This is a genomic window from Anabaena sp. PCC 7108, assembly GCF_000332135.1.
In the GTDB taxonomy this organism is placed as follows: Bacteria; Cyanobacteriota; Cyanobacteriia; order Cyanobacteriales; family Nostocaceae; genus Anabaena.
Window position 1 is genome coordinate 4,458,014 of sequence record NZ_KB235896.1, and the last position, 26,436, is coordinate 4,484,449.

Annotated in this window: 24 protein-coding genes; 9 read left to right on the plus strand and 15 right to left on the minus strand. The window is 35.9% G+C overall.

The window, feature by feature from the left end; all coding sequences use genetic code 11:
* Window positions 1–3 precede the first annotated feature (3 nt).
* Window positions 4–969: a DNA polymerase III subunit delta' gene (holB, locus tag ANA7108_RS0120905; RefSeq protein ID WP_016952777.1), complete on the plus strand. Its 966-nt coding sequence runs from the start codon at window positions 4–6 to the stop codon at window positions 967–969.
* Between the two features lie 230 nt (window positions 970–1,199).
* Here the strand turns inward: holB and ANA7108_RS0120910 are convergent, their stop codons facing one another.
* From ANA7108_RS0120910 to ANA7108_RS0120925, 4 genes are all read right to left on the minus strand, one after another.
* Window positions 1,200–2,180, minus strand: a complete 981-nt coding sequence (locus ANA7108_RS0120910) for an ATP-binding cassette domain-containing protein (RefSeq protein ID WP_016952778.1) — start codon at window positions 2,178–2,180, stop codon at window positions 1,200–1,202.
* 221 nt (window positions 2,181–2,401) lie between these two features.
* Entirely contained in the window at window positions 2,402–4,075 is a 1,674-nt protein-coding gene (locus ANA7108_RS0120915; RefSeq protein ID WP_016952779.1) for an AAA-like domain-containing protein, read from the minus strand.
* Between the two features lie 172 nt (window positions 4,076–4,247).
* Window positions 4,248–5,891, minus strand: coding sequence for an AarF/ABC1/UbiB kinase family protein (locus tag ANA7108_RS0120920; protein WP_016952780.1), 1,644 nt, complete (start codon window positions 5,889–5,891; stop codon window positions 4,248–4,250).
* A gap of 252 nt (window positions 5,892–6,143) precedes the next feature.
* Window positions 6,144–7,208: a mannose-1-phosphate guanylyltransferase gene (locus ANA7108_RS0120925; RefSeq protein WP_016952781.1), complete on the minus strand. Its 1,065-nt coding sequence runs from the start codon at window positions 7,206–7,208 to the stop codon at window positions 6,144–6,146.
* A 233-nt stretch (window positions 7,209–7,441) separates the two neighbouring features.
* Here ANA7108_RS0120925 and ANA7108_RS0120930 point away from each other — a divergent pair, with 233 nt between their 5' ends.
* The 4 genes from ANA7108_RS0120930 (at window position 7,442) to murJ (ending at window position 12,310) form a co-directional block, all read left to right on the plus strand.
* On the plus strand, window positions 7,442–8,947 hold the full coding sequence (locus tag ANA7108_RS0120930; protein WP_016952782.1) for an LCP family protein: 1,506 nt from the start codon (window positions 7,442–7,444) through the stop codon (window positions 8,945–8,947).
* 77 nt (window positions 8,948–9,024) lie between these two features.
* Window positions 9,025–9,531: a pentapeptide repeat-containing protein gene (locus tag ANA7108_RS0120935; protein WP_016952783.1), complete on the plus strand. Its 507-nt coding sequence runs from the start codon at window positions 9,025–9,027 to the stop codon at window positions 9,529–9,531.
* 89 nt (window positions 9,532–9,620) lie between these two features.
* Complete coding sequence (locus ANA7108_RS0120940; RefSeq protein ID WP_016952784.1) at window positions 9,621–10,541, plus strand: hypothetical protein; 921 nt, start codon at window positions 9,621–9,623, stop codon at window positions 10,539–10,541.
* A 164-nt stretch (window positions 10,542–10,705) separates the two neighbouring features.
* Window positions 10,706–12,310: a murein biosynthesis integral membrane protein MurJ gene (gene murJ, locus ANA7108_RS0120945; RefSeq protein ID WP_016952785.1), complete on the plus strand. Its 1,605-nt coding sequence runs from the start codon at window positions 10,706–10,708 to the stop codon at window positions 12,308–12,310.
* Window positions 12,311–12,313: 3 nt separating this feature from the next.
* On the opposite strand, the gene ANA7108_RS0120950 is transcribed toward murJ, so the two are convergent.
* From ANA7108_RS0120950 to ANA7108_RS0120965, 5 genes are all read right to left on the minus strand, one after another.
* Complete coding sequence (locus ANA7108_RS0120950) at window positions 12,314–13,102, minus strand: hypothetical protein (RefSeq protein ID WP_016952786.1); 789 nt, start codon at window positions 13,100–13,102, stop codon at window positions 12,314–12,316.
* A 5-nt stretch (window positions 13,103–13,107) separates the two neighbouring features.
* The gene (locus ANA7108_RS0120955; RefSeq protein WP_016952787.1) at window positions 13,108–14,145 is read right to left on the minus strand and encodes a DGQHR domain-containing protein; all 1,038 of its coding nucleotides are present in this window, start codon (window positions 14,143–14,145) and stop codon (window positions 13,108–13,110) included.
* Between the two features lie 205 nt (window positions 14,146–14,350).
* A complete protein-coding gene (locus tag ANA7108_RS31430) occupies window positions 14,351–14,452 on the minus strand; it encodes a type II toxin-antitoxin system HicB family antitoxin (RefSeq protein WP_369750730.1) in 102 nt (33 codons plus the stop codon).
* 29 nt (window positions 14,453–14,481) lie between these two features.
* Window positions 14,482–14,883, minus strand: coding sequence for a type II toxin-antitoxin system VapC family toxin (locus tag ANA7108_RS0120960; protein WP_016952788.1), 402 nt, complete (start codon window positions 14,881–14,883; stop codon window positions 14,482–14,484).
* On the minus strand, window positions 14,884–15,111 hold the full coding sequence (locus ANA7108_RS0120965) for an antitoxin (protein WP_016952789.1): 228 nt from the start codon (window positions 15,109–15,111) through the stop codon (window positions 14,884–14,886).
* Between the two features lie 159 nt (window positions 15,112–15,270).
* Between ANA7108_RS0120965 and ANA7108_RS0120970 the strand changes: the two genes are divergently transcribed.
* Both ANA7108_RS0120970 and ANA7108_RS0120975 read left to right on the plus strand, forming a co-directional pair.
* Window positions 15,271–15,855, plus strand: a complete 585-nt coding sequence (locus tag ANA7108_RS0120970; protein ID WP_016952790.1) for a Uma2 family endonuclease — start codon at window positions 15,271–15,273, stop codon at window positions 15,853–15,855.
* Window positions 15,856–16,151: 296 nt separating this feature from the next.
* On the plus strand, window positions 16,152–17,381 hold the full coding sequence (locus ANA7108_RS0120975) for a damage-control phosphatase ARMT1 family protein (protein WP_016952791.1): 1,230 nt from the start codon (window positions 16,152–16,154) through the stop codon (window positions 17,379–17,381).
* A gap of 29 nt (window positions 17,382–17,410) precedes the next feature.
* Here the strand turns inward: ANA7108_RS0120975 and ANA7108_RS0120980 are convergent, their stop codons facing one another.
* Both ANA7108_RS0120980 and ANA7108_RS0120985 read right to left on the minus strand, forming a co-directional pair.
* The gene (locus ANA7108_RS0120980; RefSeq protein ID WP_016952792.1) at window positions 17,411–18,544 is read right to left on the minus strand and encodes a mechanosensitive ion channel family protein; all 1,134 of its coding nucleotides are present in this window, start codon (window positions 18,542–18,544) and stop codon (window positions 17,411–17,413) included.
* Between the two features lie 35 nt (window positions 18,545–18,579).
* A complete protein-coding gene (locus ANA7108_RS0120985; protein ID WP_016952793.1) occupies window positions 18,580–19,563 on the minus strand; it encodes a mechanosensitive ion channel family protein in 984 nt (327 codons plus the stop codon).
* Window positions 19,564–20,181: 618 nt separating this feature from the next.
* On the opposite strand from ANA7108_RS0120985, the gene ANA7108_RS0120990 reads away from it, so the two are divergent.
* The gene (locus tag ANA7108_RS0120990; RefSeq protein ID WP_016952794.1) at window positions 20,182–21,753 is read left to right on the plus strand and encodes a metallophosphoesterase; all 1,572 of its coding nucleotides are present in this window, start codon (window positions 20,182–20,184) and stop codon (window positions 21,751–21,753) included.
* A 5-nt stretch (window positions 21,754–21,758) separates the two neighbouring features.
* Here ANA7108_RS0120990 and ANA7108_RS30590 read toward each other — a convergent pair whose 3' ends face one another.
* Together ANA7108_RS30590 and ANA7108_RS0121000 are read right to left on the minus strand one after the other, a co-directional pair.
* On the minus strand, window positions 21,759–24,095 hold the full coding sequence (locus ANA7108_RS30590) for an ATP-binding protein (RefSeq protein ID WP_016952795.1): 2,337 nt from the start codon (window positions 24,093–24,095) through the stop codon (window positions 21,759–21,761).
* A gap of 9 nt (window positions 24,096–24,104) precedes the next feature.
* Window positions 24,105–24,527, minus strand: a complete 423-nt coding sequence (locus ANA7108_RS0121000; RefSeq protein WP_016952796.1) for a hypothetical protein — start codon at window positions 24,525–24,527, stop codon at window positions 24,105–24,107.
* A 182-nt stretch (window positions 24,528–24,709) separates the two neighbouring features.
* Between ANA7108_RS0121000 and ANA7108_RS0121005 the strand changes: the two genes are divergently transcribed.
* Entirely contained in the window at window positions 24,710–25,414 is a 705-nt protein-coding gene (locus tag ANA7108_RS0121005; protein WP_369750745.1) for a class I SAM-dependent methyltransferase, read from the plus strand.
* A gap of 219 nt (window positions 25,415–25,633) precedes the next feature.
* Here the strand turns inward: ANA7108_RS0121005 and ANA7108_RS0121010 are convergent, their stop codons facing one another.
* Complete coding sequence (locus tag ANA7108_RS0121010; protein WP_016952798.1) at window positions 25,634–25,915, minus strand: hypothetical protein; 282 nt, start codon at window positions 25,913–25,915, stop codon at window positions 25,634–25,636.
* Between the two features lie 8 nt (window positions 25,916–25,923).
* Window positions 25,924–26,367: a VOC family protein gene (locus ANA7108_RS0121015; protein ID WP_016952799.1), complete on the minus strand. Its 444-nt coding sequence runs from the start codon at window positions 26,365–26,367 to the stop codon at window positions 25,924–25,926.
* Window positions 26,368–26,436 lie beyond the last annotated feature (69 nt).

The window sequence follows — 26,436 nt, forward strand, 5'->3', positions numbered from 1 at the left end:
ATTATGTTTTCTCCATTAATAGGGCAACCACAAGCAATAGAATTATTAACGCAAGCTGTCAAACAAAACCGAATTGCACCAGCTTATATGTTTGTTGGTTCTGAAGGTGTGGGCAGAAGTTTAGCCGCAAGATGTTTTATTGAATTACTGTTTTCTAGTTCTGTAGAACCACATCAAATTCCCACTTTGCAAAACCGTATTCGTCAAGGAAATCACCCGTCTTTGTTTTGGGTAGAACCAACTTACCAATATCAAGGACAACGACTCACAGCCGCAGAAGCAGCAGAGAAAGGAGTTAAACGAAAAGCACCTCCTGTAATTCGTTTAGAACAAATTCGGGAAATTACTCAATTTCTTTCCCGTCCACCTTTGGAAGCTTCTAGAAATGTGGTTGTATTAGAACAGGCGGAAACGATGGCGGAATCGGCTGCAAATGCTTTGTTGAAAACGTTAGAAGAACCTGGACAGGCGACATTAATTTTGATTGCACCTTCACCTGAATCTGTGTTACCAACTTTAGTATCACGCTGTCAAAAGATTCCTTTTTATCGTTTGGATAGGTCTGGGGTTGCTCAGGTATTGACACAAACAGGAAATGAAGAGATTTTGCAGCATCCAGAAGTCTTGAATTTAGCGGCTGGTAGTCCAGGAAGTGCGATCGCATCTTATCAGCAATTACAAACCATTCCCAGTGAGTTACTCCAACAGGTAACAAAAACACCTACATCTTATCGCAGTGCCTTGGAATTAGCCAAAAAAATTGATAAAGAATTAGATACAGAAGCCCAATTATGGTTAATTGATTATCTACAACAATCTTACTGGCAGCAAATACATCAACCAAGTATTATTGAACAATTAGAAAAAACTCGCAAAAACCTACTTTGTTACGCCCAACCCCGCCTAGTTTGGGAATGCACATTTTTATTAATATTTCAAATGTCGCGTAGTTACACCAACCCTCTATGATAGCTTGCGTAGCGTAGCCATAGATGCGCCTAATTATTTTGGAACATAGGGAATTATCTTGATAAAATCTCTGCGTACCTTTGCGCTAACCTCTGCGTACCTTTGCGTTTAAAAAAGATAGGATTTGGCGCAACTTCACAAATAAATGGTATTACACCAGCCCTTAGTATATTTGTTTTTCTATTAAGAGTTCCCTCTCTCCACGAATGAATTTAATTTTGTCCCATTACTTATACAAACCCAGTTTTAAAAACTCTGCCAATTACTTCTTCTACAGGTGGTTCAGTTACTGTTAAATCAATAACTTCCAAATCAGCTAAAATTTGTGATACGGTGCTGGTAAGTGCTTCTCGCTGGACTATAAACCGCACGGCTCGACCTTCTAAAAGTTGAATATCACCATAGGACATAAGTTTTTCTGCTGGTAGTGCTTGAGCTAATTCAACATAGATTTCTCGGTAGGGGGCAAAATTTTCTAATAGTCCATCTAAGCTACCATCATACATTAATTTTCCTTGGTGAATTACCAGCACTCTTTGACATAAAGCTGTGATATCCGCCATGTAATGACTTGTTAATAATACAGTCGCTTGATAAAGTTGATTGTAATCTTTTAAAAAGTCGCGGACTCCAACTTGAGCATTTACATCTAATCCTAAAGTTGGCTCATCTAAAAATAAAACTTGGGGACGGTGTAAAAGTGCTGCTAACAGTTCAGCTTTCATCCGTTCACCTAATGAAAGTTTTCTGACTGGTTGGTTAAGCTTCCCTTCTAAAGAAAGCATTTCTGTTAATTCACCAACTCGACGATGAAATTCTTTATCAGCAATGTTGTAAACTGCGGCGTTAATTTTGAGAGAATCTAATGCTGGTAAATCCCAAATTAACTGCTGTTTTTGTCCCATCACTAAGGTGATTTTTTGCAAAAATGCTTCTTGACGACGAAAGGGAATTTGTCCAGCTACTCTGACTGTACCGCTAGAAGGATGAATTAGCCCGGTGAGCATTTTTAAAGTAGTAGTCTTACCTGCACCATTTGGCCCCAAAAAACCAACTACTTCACCAGGAGCAATTTCAAATGATACATCCTGAACTGCGTTAATCTGCCGATAGGTACGGCGAAAAAAGTGGCTAATGGTTCCACGAATACCCGGCTCTTTAATGGCTACTGGATAAGATTTACTCAGGTTTTCAGCGATGATTATTGACATAAAAAATTATTTCCTTCTACCTTATGCCTTCTGCTTTCTGATTTCTGCCCCCTACTAAGGATCGCACAGATGGTGTTCAGAAAGCTTCTCTCTAGTGGAATCATTTTTTACTAATTCTTGACGATGCTGTAAATAATCCCTCAGCCAATTATAAGTATAATTTAATTAATGAATTAAGAAGGTTGTGGGGTATCCCCATCAATAAAAGTAATGTGGAGGTATCATTTATAACCTGGTTTGTAATAAGAAAATTTTGAACTTAAAATAGTGCGATCGCGCCCCATTTGCTTGGCTTGATATAGTGCTTGATCAGCTGCTTCAAATAATTCCTTTAAACCAAGAGAAGCTTGAGGGATAATACAGGCAATTCCTAAACTAATTGTTACCTTAGCTACATTTATTTCTTGACTATATTTAGTGAAGTTAGGAATTTTAATTTCCCATAATTTGACTTTTTTTCTAATTTCTTCTGCAATTATGATCGCTCCTTTAGCGTCGGTTCGTGGTAAAATTACAGCAAATTCTTCACCACCATAACGAGCAACTAAATCATCTGGTCGTTTGATTACTGAACTAATTGCTTGAGCAACTTGACTTAAACAATCATCTCCAGCTTGATGTCCATAGGTATCATTAAAAAGTTTAAATTTATCTATGTCTGCTAATATCAAGGCTATAGGTTCTTGGGTACTTTCCATCCTTTCCCATTCTAATTGGAAGCGATTATCAAAATACCTCCGGTTAGCAATTTGAGTCAGTGTATCAATATTCACTAAAAATTTTAATCTTTCATTTTCTTCTTCTAGTTGTTCTAACCGAATAGAAGTATTATTTTCTGCTATTAAGTTTTCTTTTTGAAAAAATAAACGATACATTTCACAAGCAGGTTGAAAATTATCACTTTCTACTTTTTTAATAAGTCCTAAACTATCTAATTTATAAATTAAATTTGCCGATATATGGGTAGATTTATGGGAATTTATAATTTCATCAAAAGCTACAGATAGTTCTTTGTTACTTTGTAATATCGTCAATAAATACCTTAAATGATTACTATAAATGCCGTTGTGGCTGATAGCTGTTGCTAGTAGTTCTGGAAAAGAAATTTTTTGTTGCTGGAGATGATATAAACTTAGATGAATTAAATAAGGATGTCCACCAACAAGCTCCATTAATTGTTTTACAGCACTAATATCAAACCAATTCAGTTCGTGTTGTCTAGCGAATTCTGTTACTTGCTCTGCATTAAATTCTGGTATTTTTAAGCATAACCCCACATTAAAGGGAGATTGATTTACATTTAAAGGAATATAAACTTCTGTAGAGTGAATTACTACCAAACGCATTTTTTGCCAAATTTTAGTTTGTTTGGCTTTTTCATGCCAACTTCTTAATAAAGGCAAAAAATCCTTAGCAATTTGCAGATGTTCAAAAATATAATTGACTTCATTCAGAACTAAAACTAATGGACTCTGAATTTGTTTTAATAAATATGCCTCAAAATAAACTGAAGCACTAACTTTACTCCCGATGTCCTCATCCCAATAATCGTTTAGATTTGGTGTCAGGGACAACTGACGAGCAATATTAATACAAAACCAGCGCAAAAATTTGTCAAGACTAGCAAAAATTTGACTATCTGCCTGTTGAAAATCTATACTTACTATTAGGTATCCTTGATTCATGGCTTGGTGAATTAACCGCAACATCAAGGAACTTTTGCCCATATTGCAAGATGCTCTAATGCGTAGTAATCCCCCAGGTTTGCTCAACTCTTTATAAGCATCACTTTCAATTGGAGGACGTTCAATGTAAAATCGGGAATTGAATGGCAGCGGATCACCAGGTAAAGGGATATTTTCCTCCATCTGGAATATACCTTGTTGATTTAACATGAATATTTATTTCTCAACTGAAATTAATGTGATACTACATCCATGAATTCAAAATAATTAGTTAAGTATAATTATCTAAGTAATCTGAGCTTAGGTAAGCCCCTTGTGAAAATTATATATAAAAATTAACATTTGCTATCTGGTATTGCCCACCTTAGCTAAGTTAATTAAGTTACCTTAAACGCCCTGAGCGCAAAATACTAATAATTAACCATAAGCCTAACAAACTAGCCGCAGCAAATAGAACACTACTTACGAATGATAACTGAGATGTTTGGGCTTGACTAGAAATAATAGCTGCACCCATAATCAGGGAACCTACTAATATACTAAAAGAAAGTCTGTTAGCGGCATCGTCCATTGTGCGGCGCATACCGTCTAAACCCTGAAGTGATAAGTTCCACTGTAAGGTTTCTGATGTTACACGGTCTAAGAATAGTTCAATTTGACGAGGAGATTGTAAAGAGAGACTTTTGATATCTAAAGCGGTGCGTAAGAGCGATCGCACTGGATTATCTCCCAATAACTGCTGACGAAACAAGTCTGTAATTAATGGCTTAATTTCAGCAAATAAATTCACTTCGGGGTTAAAGGTACGCGCTACCCCTTCTAAATTTGCTAAGGTTTTAGCATACAAGCCCATGTTGCTAGGTAAGCGAATTGTATTATTGCGAGCTATTTGCAAAATTTCATAAATTATCTGACTGAAATTGATATCAGTCAAGCTGGCATTGTAATATTTTCGCAGCATTCGGTCATAATCATTTTCTAACCGCGACAAAATTACTGGTTGAGCAGAATCGGAAAGTTGTAAAGTTAACTGAGCGCACCTCTGAGCATCTAAATCTACAATTGCTAACAACATTTCTGTTAAGATTTGTTGGGTACGGGGATCAAGTCTGCCCACCATACCACAGTCTAGCAGCGCCACACGTCCAGATGTGAGATAAAATAAGTTGCCTGGGTGGGGATCAGCGTGAAAAAAGCCATCAATATATAGTTGCTGAAAAAATACTCTAAATAATAAAGTAGTGATCGCTGTTCGTTTGGCGACAGCATCCTCAGGATTTTCGTTACTTAAATCAGCTAACAGCAGGGGAACCCCATCTAGCCACTCCATCACCAGTAATTTTTCTGTTGTCAAATCCCAGTTAATTTCTGCAACTACTATTTGTGTGGGATCATACCAACGACTTTGGGATAAGTTCCGCCGGAGTTGGTCTGTAAAACCGGCTTCTCGTTTAAAATCTAATTCAGCTTCTAGGGCTTTAGTAAATTCTTCAGCAGTGGATTTGATGTCGTAATTTTGGCCAAAATCAGTCCGCGCTACTAAATCCGCGATTCCTTGAATTAAAGCAATATCTTGAGCAATTGTTACATCGATTCCTGGGCGCTGGACTTTCAGCGCCACTTCTCTTCCGTCTGCTAAAGTAGCGCGGTGGGTTTGAGCAATTGATCCCGCTGCTACTGGGATATGATTAATTGTGTTGAAAGTTTCTTCCAGTGGGCGTTTTAGCTGTTGACGGAGAACTACTTCTACTTCTGACCAAGGAACTGGCGGTACTTCGTCTTGGAGAGTTGACAGTTCTTCAATGTAACCAGCGCTGAGTAAATCTGGACGGGTAGAAAGTAGCTGTCCGAGTTTGACATAGACAGGACCTAAATCTACCAAGATGTTTTTTAAGACCGCAGGTGTAGGTAGTTGGGGTTGATCAGCTTTACCACCAGTGAGTAACCTTCGCATATAGTCCCAGCCGTTGCGGAGGACTACTTCAATAATTTCTCGTTGTCGGGGAACAGTTTGGGTTAAGAACATTTTTGAGGAATTTAAAGATAAAAAAATTAAAAACTAAAAATTAAAAATTAAAAAAAACTCTTGCCTACTGGTTATTTACCTATTATCTTTGATTAAGAAATATATTTTTTTGAAGCAAAAAGTAAATTTCATGGTGATCCCCAGGATTGAAGGCTCAAAGTTGTTGTTTAAACTAAATGTCACAGAATACTATAGACAATCTAGTTATAATTGGGAACAATACTTCTGAGCCTCTACCAAGGGTTTTAACTTTTACAATAGGTCAGTAAACCGGGGATCACTTTGCAGGATTTTGAGGATCTGCTTAATTTCTTGAGTACGTTCCTTTTTAACTATCAGGGTAACATTGCGATCGCGCACAATCACCACATCATCTAACCCAATTGTCACAACGACATCATCTGGATTGGAGGCATAAATAATCGCTCCCTCAGTATCTAGTCCTACATGAGTAGCTAATTCAACATTAGGATGATCTGCTTTTTTGAGTAAGCGTTCGATCGCATTCCAGTCGCCTAAATCATCCCAACCAAATTCCACTGGTAAAACATATGCTAGACTTGTTTTTTCCATCAACGCATAATCTATACTTTTTTTAGGCAACTGGGGGTATATATCAGGGCCTTGTTGCTCTAAGGGTTCGATAATTTCTGAGGCATGGGTACGCAGTTCTTCCAGAACCACTCCAGCCCGGAAGACGAACATACCACTATTCCAGCTAAATAGTCCCGTAGATAAAAAAGTTTCTGCCGTTTCCCGGTCGGGCTTTTCAGTAAAACGGTTGACGTGATAAGCTGGCAAATCATTAAAGCTACCAATCTTTTCACCTTGTTCAATGTAGCCGTAACCAGTTGATGGGAAAGTAGGCTTGATCCCTAAAGTGACAATCGCTGCTTTGCTAATAGCAAGTTCGGTAGCTGCACCTAACGTATGTGCAAACGCCTCTTGATCAGCAATCCAGTGGTCAGCAGGGAAAAAGCCAATCACAGCATCTTCTCCGTAACGCTTTTTGATTTCCAAACTTGTCCAAGCAACGGCAGCGGCTGTATCCCTACCTTCTGATTCGATTAGCAAATTTTGCTCCGGTAGATTGGGTAATTGTTCTCGTACTCCTTGAGCTATTTGACTAGAAGTAATCACCCACAGGTGATCCCAACCACCTGCCAGTGTTAGTAGTCGATCAGCAGTTCCTTGGAGTAAGCTTCTAGAACTACCATCGAGACTTAAAAATTGCTTGGGTCGGTTTCGACGACTGAGAGGCCAAAAACGCTCACCTTTTCCGCCGGCAAGAATTACAGGGATTAGTAAACTATTCATGTTGTCATCTACACCTATTGCAGAACAATACAAGTGTACATTCATTCAATTTTGGATAGTGCTTTTTAAATGTTTTATTTATCACCTAGTTAAAACTAAGAGGGCTACCGTACCCAAAAAATTTAAACTTTGCTTTTCTGAAATCTAAAATTCTTACAGATAGACATTACTCTGGCAAAATTTTTTGCTTGCATTAACATACCTTTAGGGAGTGGTTGAGTGGGGAGAGAATTGTGATAAAACAAGTTCAATGGTCAGAAAATCAAGTTATACCTCAGCAAGTACCAGCTTTAGATCCAGGAGTGCGATCGCCACAATTTCCACGGACGGAAAATCCGGTCATACCTCAACAAGTCCCAGAATCAGAGGAAGCGGTAATACCAAAATCGCCAATCAATGATTCTCGAAATGTCGTTGAGTCGGTGGGTGCGCTTCCTAACGAGATATATGATCGGTTGGGTTTGACGATGCCCCGCTGGCTACTGTGGATATTAACCTTTGTTTTAGGGATCATTTTATCCGGGTTGCTAGTATCAAGTTTAGCACTTTGGACTCCTCTGTGGAGTAATTTAGATCAAGTCAAAGATGATGATTTTGCCTCTAATACGAAAGATCAGGTAAAAGTACCTGGATATTTACTGAGTACACTCTCCAAGTACCAACTATCAAAACCCATGAATATTTTAGTTATGGGTATTGAACCAGTTAAAGGTACTGTGGATGGCTCCCCAGAAAGTTTTGCGGGTAGCAGCGATACGATGTTATTAGTACGGCTAAATCCCAGCGATAAATCTATTCGGGTGCTTTCAATTCCCAGAGGAACGATGATCTCGATTCCAGAACAGGGACTCACTCAAGTATCTGAAGCTAATGCCAAGGGTGGACCAGTATTAGCTGCACGGGTAGTTAGCCGCACCTTAAACAATGCGCCTATAGACCGCTATATTCGTATTTCTACTAGTGGACTGAGACAATTAGTTGATCAGTTGGGTGGGGTAGATGTATTTGTACCCCAAGAGATGAATTATAAAGATCAAGCTGGTGGTTTATCGGTAAATTTAGTCAGCGGTTGGCAGACTCTTAATGGTGAACAGGCAGAATTATTTGCCAGATTTAGGGAAACAGGTTTAGGGGATCTACCACGAGTTCAGCGACAACAAGCACTCATCACCTCTTTGCTACAACAAATGAATAGTCCCACGGTTTTACCCAGGTTGCCCCAATTAACTCGCATTATGCGAAAGTATTTTGACACAAACCTGAAAATGGAAGAAATGATGGCGTTGGCGAACTTTTCCGTGAATGTAGAGCGGGATAATTTCCAATTGACTATCTTACCAGGTACATTCAGCAAATTCAGCAAAAACCCTAATAGTTATTGGCTGAATATGAGTGGACAACAAAGCTTATTGAATGATTATGTTGGGGTAAATGTACCCGGTCTGAAGCCAGATTTAAGACCTGTATATCGCCTCAAAATTGCTATTCAAAACGCATCCAATCAACCTCAATTAACGGAAAAAGTTATTACCTATCTCAAACAAAAAGGTTTTACAAATATTTACACCATTTCTGATTGGCCTGATACCCAACGCCAAACTCAGATAGTTGTTCAGAAAGGAACTCATCAAACAGGAGTTGACTTACAACAGGTTTTAGGCTTGGGTCAAATTGATGTTTCAGCAACTGGAGATTTAGAATCTGACTTAACAATTCGGATTGGTAAAGATTGGAAATAGATATTTAGTCATTGGCAAAAAATAAGTAGGGGTTTAGTAATGCTAAACCCCTACTACAAATAAAAATTAATAAATTTATGAAAAAGATTTTGTTGAGATTATTAACTTTAATATTGATGTTGATGTTGGCTTTGTTTTGGGTAATTATCAATCCCAAACCTGCTTTTGCTCAAGTCAACACCATCAACTATAACAATGCCTCTTTAGAAAATAGTGACTTTTCTCACGCTGATTTAGTCGGTGGGAATTTTGTCGCAGCGGAAATGCGAGGGGCAAATTTTCAAGGGGCAAATTTAACTAACGCAATTTTAACTAAAGGCGTTTTGTTAAAAGCAAATTTGGCAGATGCAAATTTAACAGGTGCTTTAGTTGATAGAGTGACCTTGGATGGTGCTAATCTCAAGAATGCAATTTTCACAGAGGCAACTTTAACCCGTAGTCGTTTTTATGATGCGGATATCACAGGTGCTGATTTTACAGATGCGTTGATTGACCGTTATCAAGTGTCGTTATTGTGTGAACGAGCAGATGGTATTAATCCTGTAACTGGGGTTGCTACAAGGGATAGTTTAGGGTGTCGGTAGTCGATAAGTAACACTATAATTTGCTCAAATTAGTGTTAAGGCTCAATTTATGAATAAGTCCCTGGCGATTCAAGATTGAAAATATAAATATGGATAGTAAAGATCCTCTCTTACAAGCTATATTATTGATTACCAATTTGTGGTTATATTGGTATTTTATCAAGGGTAAGACAATAAAAGTTGATGAGCAAACACAAGATAAATTGGACTTTACTATTCAACCCAAGTTTCTCCGGTTTATTGGTTTGTTTATTGGACAAATAGCAATAATTGGCTTACATTCTATCTTGATCGGTACACCTATCACACAGCTTAATTGTGACCGTGTTCCACAAAATATAGATATTCCAATTATTGCTAAAAGCAATGAGCAGAAGACATCATCAGTTATATGCCAATTGGTAGAATTAGATTGGTTTAGTCATGAAAGAAGCCAGAAACATATTTCTGAATTAATTGGAAGTAGATTGGAAAAACAAAGTGAGACTGATAGCAATGGGAAAATTTACTATAAATACCAAATTCAGTTAATCACCAATACAGAAATTGTTCTTTTTATACAAATATACAGTAGTTATGAAGAATTAGAGTCAACAATATCACAAATTAATAATTTTTTGGCGCAGCCATTAGAAAAGAAATTAATAGTTCAGAAAGATGATAGATCAATTATAGTTGCAATAACAGTATTTTTTAGTTTATTAGCTCTAATAATAATAGGAGCAGGTTTATTTATTAACTGCAATTTAAATAAAGAAGCAAATAGTCTAATTCTTAGCCGCTACCGATGGTTTGGAATATTTGGCAAGGGCTTTTCTCAGTATTCATTAAATGAAATTGTTAATATTAAAGTTGAAAGTTCTGATTCTGATGAAGGTGGATTTAATTATCGAGTGATTTTAATTTTAGAATCAGGAGAAATTGTACCTTTAAGTCATGTCTATAGTTCTGGGTTTGAAGAGAAACAACAAATAGTTAATATTGTCAAATCTTTTCTAAGTCAAAAATAGTACCTGTTTTTCCTATAACCAAAATAGGATAGCCGCAGTAGTCAGGATTGCTCATTAGATGCTAAATTACTAACTTAACTTATCAAAAGTTACCTGACAGATGTTAAGATTTCAGGTTAAATATTCTTAGATATACACTCTGCAAGAGTTTTCGGGTATTATTAGTGACACAATCAGAACAAAAACCCTCTCGTTCTTTCGCTGGTATCGCTGGTATTGTTGCCGCAGCGACGTTAATTAGTAAAGTCTTTGGTTTAATTAGACAACAAGCCATAGCGGCTGCTTTCGGTGTTGGTGCTGCTGCTACTGCTTACAGTTACGCCTATATTATCCCCGGCTTTTTGTTGATTTTACTAGGTGGTGTCAATGGTCCATTACATAGTGCCATTGTTAGTGTTTTAGCCAAGCGCAAACGGGAAGAAGCCGCACCTTTAGTAGAAACGGTAACAACCATAGTTGGTGGGTTGCTGTTGGTGGTGACAATTGCTCAGATTTTCTTGGCGGAACCAATCATTGATATAGTTGGGTATGGGTTAGAGCCTACCACGAGAGAAATAGCAATTCGTCAACTGCAAATAATGGCTCCCATGGCCTTATTCGCCGGTTTAATTGGGATTGGTTTTGGTACTCTCAATGCTGCAAATCAATATTGGTTACTTTCCATAAGTCCTTTATTATCTAGTATTACCGTAGTTATAGGTATTGGTATTTTAACTTTGCAGTATGGCAAAGATATCATCAAGCCAGAATTCGCTTTAATCGGTGGCATGGTGTTAGCTTGGGGAACTTTAGCCGGAGCAATTCTCCAATGGGCAGTACAATTAATTGTGCAATGGCGGTTAGGTTTAGGAACATTAAAGCTGAGATTTGATTTTAAATCCCCCGCAGTTCAAGAAGTAATTAAAATCATGACTCCGGCAACAATTTCTTCGGGAATGATGCCGATTAATGTCGCCACAGATTTATATTTTGCCAGTCCAATTAAAGGTGCAGCAGCAGGTTTTAACTATGCCAATTTATTAGTACAAACTCCTTTGGGGATTATTTCTAATATTATTTTACTGCCTTTATTACCGATATTTGCAAAATTAGCTGAACCTGAAAACTGGCCAGATTTAAAATTACGCATTCGGCAAGGACTTTTATTAACTGCGGTGACGATGCTACCTTTGGGTGCGTTAATGATAGCTTTATCTGAGCCAATTGTGCAGGTAATTTATCAACGGGGAGCATTTAAACAAGAAGCTACCGAATTAGTTTCTTCTCTGTTAGTTGCTTATGGTATTGGGATGTTTGTCTATTTAGCGCGTGATGTTTTAGTCAGAGTATTTTATGCTTTAGGTGATGGACAAACACCTTTTAGAATTAGCACTTTTAATATTTTACTCAATGCTGGTTTAGATTTTGTTTTGGTTAAACCCTTTGGTGCGCCGGGTTTGGTATTAGCTACAGTTGGGGTAAATTGTAGTTCAATTTTAATGTTGTTATGGTTATTAAATCGTAAATTGAACGGTTTACCTTTGCGAGAATGGAGTTTACCAATTCTGGGTTTAACTACTGGTAGCGTGGTTGCTGGAGTTGCAAGTTATGGGACTTTGGTTGCTTGTCAGCAGGTTTTGGGAAATAAGGGTTTAGTGATTTTGTTGCTGGAGTTGTCTATTTCTGGTTTGGTGGGAATTGGGGTGTTTGCGTTTGCTGCCGCTTGGTTGAGAATACCGGAGGTGAATAGTTTTGTGGTGAAGATGCGACAGAAGTTTTTGAAGAGGTAGGTTTTATTTTTTATTCATCAGGAGGTTCTGCATATCGGGAATTGGACCTTTGTCATCGCTAAATAATTGACATAAATATTTAATTTCATCTTTGACAAAGGCCATATTTCCTGTAGCTATAATTTTATTGTATGTAATTTGAATGGTTTTAAGAGGATATGCAAGAATAGCATGATCTGGATCAAATAAATATAAATTTAGAGGATCGCTTAAATATTCATGTATTACTCTTCTCAATCCAAAATTGATAATTTTTTTAAAGTGTTTAGGTACTTGAGGTTCATAAAATTTAGCATTTTTATAATTTGCTTGTTCTCGTTTTTCCATTAACCATTCCAATGGTTCTTGTAATTCAATTTGCTGAGAAACTAATAGAGGTTCTATATTGGTTTTTATAAAAGTATCAATTACTAGCTTATGTGTTCCCGGAATTTTCGCTTTCTTAGGAGTTGATGATACTTGTGCATTCACGGTGAAGGGTGTAGTTTTAGTAGGCGAACTTTTTACATAAAATATACAAATATCATTCATAGCTAATAGAGACCTAAGCGCATAAAAAGTAGCATAATATAATTTGACTGTCGCCCATGTTAACAAATTTCTATTGATGCCAAAAGTTGCATCACCTAGAGAAACTATAGATGAATATAGATAACTGATAGCATCGGTTTTTAAACACCTAGACAAGCCAGATGCTTGTGATTGATTGAGAGAATGTTGTTCAACTGTTGCAACTGACGAATTACCAGAAAATATTGTTTGAGTTAAATATCTTTGTGCTTGATGAGTCACTTAAATTAAATTTCTATTCTTTTAGTAGGCTCATTGATAGGATTGAAAATAGTAACCAGCTTTTCATAAACATACTTCTGAGCAGATGTACCACCCATACCAGTCACTTCTGATTGAAGTATAAGATTATCTGAAGTAAAATTTAAAGCATCTTGAATGGTTTCTATCTTAAAAGATGATTTGCTATTACAGTACAGTATCATTTTTAGGTGTAAAAACTCCATAGCACCAGCAAACCCTGAAGCATAAAGAAATACATTGTCTTTACGATCCCAAGCTTTTGCGTATTTTTCACGAATTGCTTTCATAAAATTCATGATGATACGCTTTTGTGTTTCAAGTTCAAATATACCAATCTGTTCAAAACGCCCCTTTTCTTCTACTAAAGGTTTAATAGACGTGATAGCAGTTGATAATGCAATTCCTCCCTTACGTTTTGCTGCTCCAGGAAATTTAATTTGATCATAAAAAGGAGAATCTTCAGTTTCATTTAAATAAATTGCTATATCTCTAGCCCTTAGCGCATAAGGATCTATAGCTGATTCACTGGCGATACCATATAAATCAAAAACTAAACTGGGCGGTACAGTTTTTTGTTCAGTGTTAATTGCTAGAAATATATCTGCACATTCTTTAGTAGTTAAATGCTCATATATAGCTACAGGAATTTCTAACTCAGCTATATTTTCACGCTCATTAATTGCACTTTTAATACCTGCAAGCCTATGCTGCCCGTCTATAATTTGGGCTGAACGTGATACATTCGCAAAATAAATACTTTGATGTTGCTTTTGTAATGGATTTTTATCACTCACCCAGTTAAGAATTATAGCTCCTGGATAATCGCCACCTTCTAAAGTAAAATCTTTAATGCTTTCAATTCTTTTAGGATTAAGTAAGCGTTGTACAGCACCAGGTTCATCATCTTTCCCACGTACGGAGGCATAGCTAATATTAACCAGTATTCCTGCTGGCAATTTAGTTAATATCAATTTTCTATTTATCTGGGTAACTTCCAAGTATGGAAAATTTTCTAATTCCATTTCTAACTGTAATTAATGTATTGACAATCTATTTTATTTTACACCTAATTCCTCGCATATCGAATTAAGTGAAAATTTTTATGATCAAGCTATTTGGTAAATTGCAGGTCGATATTTAGGTTCAGGAATTGGTTTACCTTCTAATTTGGCTGCTTGCTTCTAACCATGCTACTTTTCCTTTTAAGGCTTCGCATAATGCTTCTTCTTATGTTAAACCAAATGCAGAACAGTATTTTAAATCAGGAATATCGGCTATATAACCATCATCTTCTTGACTGTAGAAGGTATTAATATGATAGCGTGTCATGCTTTATCTAATCTCTTCACAACTCAAAACTACTCAACCCAGTTTTCTAATGACAGCGTAGAAATGCGGGAAAACTCTCTCACATTGTTAGTAACCAGGGTAACTCCTAAACTCAAAGCATGAGCAGCAATTAGCATATCCATTGCACCAATAACGATTCCTTGACTTTCTAAATTACTTCTGATTTCACCATAAATTGTTGCAGATGCTTGATTGAATTCCACAATCTGTAGAGGTAGGAGAAATTGCAGTAACGCATTACGATTTTTTTCTTGTTGTTGACTTTTAGCTACTCCATATTCAAGTTCAGCAACTGTAATAGAAGAGATTCCGATATCTGAAATTTGCAAACTTTGAAATTTATCCAGCACCTTTTGAGGCTTTTGTTTGATAATGTAAATACAAATATTGGTATCTAGTAGATATCGCATTTAAAAATTCTCTCTGCTATCAATATGCGGTTGTTCTCTGGTAATCATAAAGTCATCAGAGAAGTTATCTAAACTATCAATTAGAGATTGCCAGGGGTTATCTTTGGCAATGAGAACAATAGCATTACCAATCTTTTTTATATAAACTTCAGTGCCTGTGAGTTGAAAGTCATCTGGCAAAATTACGACTTGGTGAATGCCGTCAGTGCTGAGTTTGGCAGTGTTCATAGTGTTGATATCCTTGCCTTTTAATTTCTAAACTACTTGCTTTGTAAATCACTTATTATTGTGCCATAAATCAAAAAAAGAAGTGAATTTACACAATTATAACATTTAAATATGATACAATATTACTAATATCACAATAATTAACTCCCTGTTGATATTATGCAAACACAAACCCGGTACTATACCCCAGAAGAATATCTAGAACTAGAAGAAAAAGCAGAATATAAAAATGAATACCGCGACGGAGACATTGTACTCATGACTGGAGGAACAACAAATCATAATAAAATTGCAGGTAACTTTTATGCTGATCTGAAATTTGCTTTAAAAAAGAAAAATTATGATGTTTATATTGGTGATGTGCGGTTGTGGATACCGCGTTATCGTCAATATACATACCCTGATGTGATGGTGATTCAAGGTGAACCTATTTACACGGGAGCAAATACAACTACTGTGATGAATCCGTTATTAATTGCTGAAGTTTCATCTAAATCAACTAGTAATTATGACCAAAGTGATAAATTTCTTTATTATCGCTCAATACCTGAATTTAAAGAATATATTTTAATCAATCAATATCAATATCATGTCATGCAGTATGTAAAAACAGATGATGGTAAATGGATATTCACGGAGTATGAATCTGAATCGGATATTTTAAAACTGCAAACAGTTGATTTTCAAATTGATTTTAATGATTTGTATGAGCAGGTGAATTTTAAACAAAGCATTGAGGAATAATTAACTAGTAAAAGGTTAATCAATGTTGCTATGTCATTAACTGTTTGCAAATTAACACTTTTTTCTAATTTTTAGGATGATAAATTTTTATACCCTAAAAGACAGAGATTTGAACTTTTACAAGATTACGAAAAAACCTAAACGTGTCGTAGGGGTTTAGCAATCCTAAACCCCTACTTTATGGAATCAAAGGATTTAGCATTTTTGACAAAGTTAATTTTTGAAAAGCTTTGAGTAGAACAATTAATAAAATCAGGTTAGAATAATTAAAAATCAATGGGAGATAGTAGTTTTTAGTGAATAAACCTCAAATCCCCAATTTACCACTACCAGCACCGCTTGTAGGTTCAGATGCTAGCTCTTTTACTGAGTATACAGTTACTCAACGGATGCCAGATATTGCTCGTCGTGTGATTATAGAAAATAAATTCCCCACAGAAATAAATCAAAGCTTGGAAAAACTAGCAGCAGAACTACCAAGCGGATATTTACAACCTTTAGTAAATGACACGGGTGCAGATTTTTCCGACTGGGAGAAATATCTAAAACCTTATAAAAATCAACGTTGGGTAGATATTCCTTGGTTCGTTGCAGAAACTTATTTTTATCGTCTGATTCTGAATATTACTAATTACTTCAAACCTGGAGAATGGCAAGGTGTTGATCCATTTGAATTACAGAAAATTCAAGGTTTAGAAACATCAATTGACTCGATTATTTCTTTGTGTACTCAATTGCAGCAATGGTTAAATGAGTCGCAACAAGAAAATCAACCTAGCAAATCTTCGTTAATTGCTTTGTTGTATTTTTCATTGTGGGGAAATCGGGTTGACTTAAGTTTATGGTCAGCTTTTGAAGATGACAGGAGTCGTTTTAATATTCAGACTCAATTAAATAATATCTTAGTAGATGATACCTTTGCGGTTACTAAGTTATTAACCAAATCACAGAATAACTGCATTGATTTGGTTATTGATAATGCCGGGTTTGAGTTGATTTGTGATTTATGTTTGGTGGATTTTCTCTTAGGTAGTGGATTTGCAAATCAGGTTTATCTTCACTTAAAACCCCATCCAACTTTTGTATCTGATGCGATGATCAAAGATGTGCATTATACGAAAGATTTTTTATTGCAAAGTAGCAATATTCAAGTTCAATCATTGGGACAGAGATTAACAGAAAATCTAGCTTCAGGTAAATTAGTTTTAACTGAAGATTATTTTTGGACTTCACCATTACCATTTTGGGAAATACCAAAAATGCTCAAAAATGAATTAGGAAAATCTAACTTAATAATTGTCAAAGGTGATGCTAATTATCGGCGTTTATTAGGCGATCGCTATTGGGATTTTACCACAAATTTTGCAGATATAGTTTCTTACTTACCTGCACCACTTGTCGCTTTACGTACTTTAAAATCAGAAGTAGCCGCAGGTTTAAAAACCGAAGTTTTAGAGGAATTAAAAACAGTTGACCCTAATTGGTTGACAAATGGACAATGGGGGGTAATTCAATTAGTAGACTAATACTAAATTCTGTCTCCTAAATTCTGACATTAAATCGTCATCGGTGACTCAACATAAAGCGTTGGTTCTTGCATGGTGAATTCTATCCCGTAAGTCAGCAACTTTTTAGAAATATGTTCATTAGCTAATTCTAATAATCGCTTGCGGAAGTCAATCGAATTTTCATGAGAACCTAAAATAAAGAAACTCACCCTAGCGCGAACTCCTGGTTGATTTTCTTGGGGAAACAAATTAATTTTTGTACTGTTGGGATCAATACCAAATAAAGTAATTGTACTTTCCTTAATCACTTTCTCTAGTAATGCTTCTTCCTGTTTTTCTAGGATGCGAGAAAAATCAAGATAAAGCAAAACCATTAACTTTTTACCCCTAGTGACATTTTCAATATCAACTTTTGCCATGACTGAATTAGGAACAATTACCAAGGTGCTTTTAGCAGCAATTCTCAACTTTGTGGAACGTAAACCAATTGATTCCACACGAGCGAATAATATACCTTGGGAACTTAAACTGATGCGGATGTATTCTCCAGCTACAAAAGGACGATCTAAATATAAAACAACTGTACCAAAAATTTGTTCCAGAGTGCTTTGTGCCGCAAAAGCAACAGCTATACCACCAATTCCTAAACCTGCAATTAAACCTATTAAATTCACATTCTGACTTTGAGCAAATGCTAAAGCGGCAATGAAACCAATAACAACATTAGTAACAGTTTCAACAACTAACAATAATTCATCAACTTCTAAACCTACTTTACGAATTAAATCAATTCCGTAGACCCGCAAAATCTGACGAAATAAGCGAGATACTAAAGCTGCAAAACTGCTAATTAATGCTAAATCTAGAAAAAATTTCAGGAATAAATAAAAACCTGTATATTGTTGCAGTAAATTCCAAGATACAGAGACAAGAACTAAAGTCCCTGTAACTTTCAAAAGATTTTCTAAGGGATCAATTAAACTTTCATAAATCTTGACTATTGGTTGGGGTGTAAATTTATGAATGATTAATGTTAACAACCCAGGAGTATATTTACCAACCACTAAAGATAGAAGAAAAAAGAAACAAAAAATTCCTAAATTTATTCCTAATGATATCAGAAATTTGCGCGTTTCTTCATCAATTGGCAACCAATTTTGAATATCAACTAAAATCTGCATTGTAATTATTCACTTAACTTATTGACTGAATCTATTTATATTGTGATTGGTGCATCAATATTAACTGGTTCATCTGCAATATCAAAATTAATCCCAAATCCTTGAAGTTGCATAGTAATATTTTGTTTAGCTAGGTCTAGCAATTGATGACGCATATCCATACCTACTTCACCAGTACCGAGAATAAAAAAGCTAATTTGTGCCTGGGTAGTATGAGTTTTTTCATCTAAAAATATATCTTTGAAATTTACTTCAGTATTGCGGGAATCTAGTCCAAATAAATCACTGGTACTTTCTAAGATAACTTGACGAATCAAAGCCTTTTCGTTTTCGTTAATTGTTTGATGGAATTTTAAATAAATTAAGGAAACTACTTTTCTTCCTCCGGTGAAGTTTTCAATATTTAATTGAATTAGTGAATCATTGGGAACTATGGTGACAGTTCCTTTACCAGAATTTCTAATTTTCGTAGAACGTAACCCGATTGATTCTACTCTACCAAATGTCCCATCAGGTAAACCAATATAGTCATCAACTACAAAAGGTCTATCAATATAAATGACAATTCCACCTAATAACTGTTGTAAAGTTTGTTTAGCTGCAAAAGCTAAAGCTACTCCACCAATTCCTAAACTTGTCACTAAACCCAAGAGATTGATTTGATGAGTTTGAGCGAAAATGCAGAAGATAATGATAAAAATTAGACCTTTGGCGATAAAATTAGATACTACTAATATTTCACCATTCATTTTCTGCTTAATTGCCGACTCTAGTAAATAATAATTAAAGCATTTATCAAACAACCGATAGGTTAACACACCAACAATAATGGCTATGGATAAACCCAGGGGAATTTCTATATATTTAAGCCAAGTTTGTTGGAGAATAATTAATAAGAAGATATCAATCACCATTAACAAACAAACAAATATTAACCATTTTCGGTAAGGTGTAATAATTTGCTCATAAATTTTCTGTAATTGAGGAGATAAAAACTGAGTAATGATTGATTCATTCATTTTTATGCAAACAGATACAATAAATTAAGAAGCCACAAGAATATTTTACAACTATGCAAAGTTTGCCTAAGTTGCTTTTGAATAATGTCATCTCTTATGACACTATAGATCATTAACCATAACTTTGACTCAAACGAGTCTACTTCATAGCATGATTGGGATACTTACTTATTCCCAAAAGATAAAGCTTACAAACTTGTTCGTAGTTTCTGCGAATATCGGTATTATACCAAATGGATGATAGTAATTTGGTTTTCTCGATTAAAAAAACAATTAAATATCTCAAAATCATACTAAAGGTATAGGTAAAAATCCTAATCGACCAGATAACAGCATTATTTTAAATTAAAGTTAAATTAAAGATAAATACAAAGTAGCTTATACCAACTTCATGTGAGGCTACATAGGATCATGCAATTTATTTATGCAATTTATTAATTCATCTCTCTTTATCTGCGTTTATTTGCGTTTATCTGCGGTCAATTATTCTTAAAATGCTATCATATGCAGCTTCATCTTAATTTAGTATAAGTAATATTACTAATATGAGATATAATATTTAATGATAAACATTAATTAATTCGTTAGAATCAGCTTAAAAGTTAGCTAATTTCAGCTATGAAATTGATTTCTGAACCATCGGTTTCTGTAAAAATTCAAAAGATGAAACAACGGGTGTGCTGGCAGCATCCTAGCATTTTGCAACGAGGAATTGACCAAACGTCCATGATTTTAGATGATGGCAGGGAGGAAAATCCAGATTTTTCGTTTATGGTAATTGGAGATAGTGGAACTAAATCTCATTATGGTTTTCATCCTCAACGTCAAGTTGCCCAAATGATGTTAAATCATATTCATGATAGCAGGTTTATTTTACATACTGGTGATGTAATTTATGTTGTAGGTTCTCGTGAATATTATCCAGCCAATTTTATTGAACCTTATCGGGAATTTATTGTAGGTGGTGAAAACCCCAAAAATATTGCTTATGACCAAATGATTTTTAAGTTACCAATTTTGCCAGTTTTAGGTAATCATGATTATTATGATGTACCTTGGTTCTATCGTTTAATTACTGGTTCGACCTTGCCTTTGCGTCGGATGTTGCGTTACAAAGATATTGAAATTGGTTGGCATGGTTCAAACCAAGGAGATGCTTATACAAGGGCTTTTATTGATTACTTAGCTGCTATTTCTCCAGCAGAATTAGAACATCATTTAGATGAACATTACACTGCTAAAAGTGATGTAGGTCGATGTTTGCGTTACCAACCGGGAAAATTTACCCGCTTACCTAATCGGTATTATACATTTCATTATGGCGGAATTGATTTTTTTGCCCTCGATTCTAATACTTTTAATACACCAGAACCTTTACCAGAAAACCAAGCTGGAGATATTTTCCGTCGCGAATTGTTGCAGCGTCGTCAAGAATTAGAACGAGAAGAATGGGAAATTTTAGGAGAGTGTGATCAATTAGACTCTGAAAATCCCGCAGAGTCCGAGCAACTTGCAGATTTAGGTGCTAAATTAGACCAACTCAACGAAGTCAAAATAGATATTGAAAAGCAATTAGAAACTCATACACTTGATGATGTTGATTTTGAACAACTGGAATGGTTGCGAAGTCGGTTAATTGAATCTTGGCAAAATTCAGAAGTGCGGGGACGGGTAATATTTTTTCATCATCCTCCTTATGTTACAGAAGCAACTAAGTGGCATCAAGGGCAAACTTTAGCAGTACGTCATCGTTTGCGGGGAGTATTTGAGCAAGTAGCGGCAAGTTTGGGTAATATAAATCAAGGTAGACCGCTTGTAGATGTGATTTGTAGTGGTCACGCACACTGTTTGGAACATCTGCGGACTGTGAATACAGGATACGCTGATTCTCACATTAATTATATAGTTTGTGGTGGGAGTGGTCGTCGTCCCCGTCGTCAACGCCAAGAAGGGACGGAACTAATGGAAGCTTTTTTGACTACTGATAATAGTAATTTTACTCAAAAAGTTGCAGATTCACTATTGTATGTAGGACGTAGCGGTTACGGTTCACAGAGGAAAAAACCTTATTCTTGTGTGCGGGTGGATGTAAAAGCGGGATTTCCTGCTAAGTTTATTGTGACACCACTAGTTACAGAATTAATAGAGGGGAAATGGTGCGATCGCTCTTTAGAACCAATTGTCATATAGTGGGGTTATGGGGATGGAAATTGGGTTTGGTCATTGTTACTGGGAACTGGTGTAATAGCGGGAGATGTCGGTTGGGACGATTCAACATAGAAAGACTTATATAACTCCTTCTGTTTTTTATAAGATGCAGTGATTTTCGCTAATCCTCTGTCGAGATAATTGCTAAAAATATTCATATTAAATTCAAACTCTGCTTGGGTTGCTTTTGCTTGAATTTTAATATTTTTTTCTTCATAGATAGTATCATCAATAGTTGCTTTAAGGTTAACTTCTATATCTTCAGTAGCTACATTATTTAAAATAATTATTCCTCGAATTTTTTCTCCCCGTTTGACAGTAATTTCCTCTTGTCCTTGTCCTTCTTCGCACGGTTTTACATTTTCTGACAGGCTTAAAGATAAGCACTTCATTATTTGTGTTTCAGGTTCTTGGTTGGGTGAAGTTTCTGTCTGGGTTGGAGTTGAAGTTTCTGTCTGGGTTGGAGTTGAAGTTTCTGTCTGGGTTGGAGTTGGAGTTTCTGTCTGGGTTGGAGTTGGAGTTTTTGTCTGGGTTGGAGTTGGAGTTTTTGTCTGGGTTGGAGTTGAAGTTTCTGTCTGGGTTGGAGTTGAAGTTTCTGTCGGGTTTGCAGTTGAAGTTTCTGTCGGGTTTGCAGTTGAAGTTTCTGTCGGGTTTGCAGTTGAAGTTTCTGTCGGGTTTGCAGTTGAAGTTTTTGTCGGAGGTTGTAATGACCAAATCAACCATCCTATAAATGCAAAAAACAAAAAACCTGCACCAAATTTAAACCATAGTGAAAAATCTTGCTTGATAGGTTTTACTGGTGGTGAAGCATCAATTGGTTTAGACTTTGGTATCACCCAATCTGGGATCAATTCCAGATTATTTTTAGTAACTTCTATTCCAGCTTGATCATTAATTGATTCTCTAATTTGTAAAGCTTGATTTAAATAGTTTTGCGCTTCAGTTAACTGATTTAAACAAAGTGAACGAGTTCCTAATTGATGTAAAGCTAAAGCCTCAATTGCTTGATTTCCTGTGGCCTTTGCTGCTGCTAGAAGCCATTGTAAAACCTTTTCCCAAATACCCCATTGTCCACTCAATGCTAAAACAGGTTCAATTGCTGTTCCTAAAGATAATACATCGTGCCAACGATTAGTGATAAAAGACCATTCTAAACATGATAAAATTGCAGGTGATTCCGATAATATAACTTCTGTTAAACCCTGATTTTGTAGTATCCAATTTTTGAAATAAGTGGTTATATTTTCCATCCAGTTACTAATATTTTCTGATTTTCTAAAATACTCAAATAGCGAATCTGACAAGCTATAATGCTCACCATCAACTTGGACTAAATGACGGTTGAGTAAATTTTTCAGAACAGGCTTAACTTCAGAAATAGCTATTAAATCAGCAATTCTTTCTGCACCAAGAGCTACATTTATTCCCAAAGCAGCCAGGATGATCAAAATCATTCGCTCAGGTTTAGATAATGATGATAGTAAATGTTTGATCTTATCTTGATTAGCCTGAGAATTGAAGCGTTGTGATACAACAGTCAGTGTCAAATTATCTTCTCTTACCAATCCTACAGCTTGGAGAATTCCCAAAGGATGACCTTCTAAAGCTGTACATAATGCTTCCGCAGCAGTATATTCTTCTTGAGTTAGGGAACGTCCCAATTCTCTAGTAACGAGAGATATGGCATCTTTGAGAAGTAGTCCAGAGAGTTTAGTAGAATAGCCTTCACCCCAAAATGAGCGATCGCTATTAGCAAACAAAAAAGTTGGATTGAGTGAGTTATTGCTAATACCTTGCACTTCTTCCCTTGTTAACTTCCCCCCATCCAACAAAATCAAAGCTTTTTTATCTTTTAAAGCTTCACGAATTTGTATATCCGTGGGTTTAAACCTAATCTCACTTTCATAAAACCTATCAAAAATAATTTGTAGTAAATCAGATTCTGACTGATAATTAGCACAATGATGATAAATAATCCCATCAGAAAAAACTGAAGTGAGTGCAGGATGACGGGCTAAATACCGCAAAATTGATGTCTTGCCAATACCATTATCACCGTAAAATTCCACGGTTTGGTTATATGGTAAAGTATTAAGCGCACGTTCTACTTCTTCTCTCCTAGCTAATAACGTAGGAAAAGGACGAGGCAGTAAAAAAACAGGTAGAGGGCGTGGTTTGAGAGCATTTTGGATGTCAGGTACGTCTAGTGTTACTCTTCCCCCATGTTCAGAGTCTAGCCGCAGAATATTGATAGTTCCTACCTGACCAATACTTCCAAATAAAACAGCATTATCACCCGCGGATTGGGAAATATTACTGGTCATAATTTATGGCTATTTATTAATATTGATATCACCTGAGTTTTGAATCGACCCAAACTGAATAGAGTTATCACCTGCGCTTTGAGAAATATTTGTTGTTCCTTGGTCTTGTTCTTTTTCTTCCTGCATCAACCGAAAAATTTCTTTAGCAAAATCCTGATCCTCATTCAGCATTTTTTTCATTTGAATCTCCAACACAGTTTGAGAATCTTGATCTTCTGGAGATTTAGCTACCTCTTCAACTGCTGCTTGTACTATAGGTTTAGCTGCTACCTTGGGCTGAAGCTTACCCCATAAAGTTTTTGCTTTGTCCCAAGCACCTGCTGTAAACTTACTACTTACATCTTCTGCCGCTTTTTCACCCATCTTGATTAAGTAAGGCAGAAACGGTCCTAGAAAGACAGTTAAGCTTTTCGCTAACAATGCCACATCCATGTTTTTCAACCTCTTTTCAGATTCAGTATCTTACATAGACAATTCCATGCTTAGATACTTCTTGCTTTAACTTTTTTCCTGAATTATTCTGAATAATATATTAATTTTGTACTCAATTAAGCAAAATTCTACTTATGAATACTGGTTCAAAGCATAATTTTTTCTTCTTGTTATCTGTAATTATGGTTATATTAGCGTTGGTTTGTTTTGCCACCACCACGCTTGCTAATAGTAATTCTCAAACCACCACAATTTACGAACAGCGACAAAATCACAGTTCTGATGGTATCGGTAAATACTACATGGGGAGAGAAATTGCCCAAGTCATGGGTTATACAGGTGCAGGTTGGTTAGAAAGACCCAGCAGAGAAGCAGAAGAAAAACCCAGTCAAATAGTTAATCTTCTCAACTTAAAACCTGATGATGTAGTTGCAGATATCGGTGCTGGTACAGGCTATTTAAGCTTTATCATAGCACCTTTATTACCACAAGGTAAAGTTTTCGCAGTTGATATTCAACCAGAAATGTTAGAGATTATCGGGTATTTTAAACAAGAAAAAAACATCAATAATGTTGAACCAATATTAGCAACTGTAACTAATCCTAACTTACCTCATGAAAGCATAGATTTAGCAATCATGGTCGATGCTTATCATGAATTAGCATATCCCCAAGAAGTGATGACAGAAATAGTTAAAGCTTTAAAACCAGGCGGTAGAGTTGTATTAGTAGAATATCGGGCTGAAAATCCCTTTATTATGATTAAACGCTTGCACAAAATGACACAACAACAAGTGAAGAAAGAAATGCAAGCGGTAGGTTTAGTTTTGCAGGAAAGCATAAATTCATTACCACAACAGCATTTACTGGTATTTGCAAAACCATGAATTAGATTTTTATCTCACGCAGAGTCGCAGAGACACAGAGAAGAAAGCAAGAGTTTGGTATTCTATTTCTGAAAACTTCCCTTTCTTCTCTTTCTTACCTTCGCGCTCTTCGCGTCTTCGCGGTTCGTTAAAAAAGATTTATGTGCTATCGCGCAGACTAAACTAACATTATCAAGACCTTGTTGGGTAGCGCTGTTGCTTAACCCAACCTACTATAATTTATAAGATTTGTGGAATTAAACTGACTTTTTTCGCAACACCATCCCAAACTATCCAATTAAACTTATTATCTAAATCATCACCAGTATTTGAAACTTTAAAATAGAACTTTTCTCCGCTTTTAAATTGCACCGCAAAATCAGCATTTTGGGCATAAACAACTATAAAACCTCTATCCCGTAAGCAATACATAGCCCAATTTTTTAATGATTGCTTATAAGGTTCGTGGGGAATTGGCGGGTTAGTAATTACGTCTTCAATGACTTTTAATATTTTTTCCATTTTCGCATTTAACTAGGATCACAACGTATTTCAATCATAAACCCATCGGGGTCATAAAAGTACACTCCTCTACCTGTAGGACGGGTAAGGGGTCCATAAGCAATTACTAAATTATTTTCCCTGATCACAGCCACAGCTTGATCAAATAATTCTGGATTTATATCAAATGCTAAATGATATGCTCTAGTAAAGGACTTACTGGGGTCAGGGTTTGGTGGTGATAATTCCGGTTCTCCAAATAAATCAATTATCGTCCCGTCGGGAGTGACAAAATTAGCGACTTTTCCCGTAGCGACGAGTTCTATTAATGTTTCTGGTACTTCTTCCCCTGTGAGTTCATGTAATCCTAAAATATGACCATAAAAATGGCGAGATGCTGTCATATTTTGGACATTTAAAGCGATATGATGGACTTTGCGTAGGTAGCCGATGGGAATAGTATTGTTAGTCATTTTTTCTTATTGAGTATTTTTTAATATACTGTAACCTAGTAATAGCAAAAATTGACTCAGATTTTGATG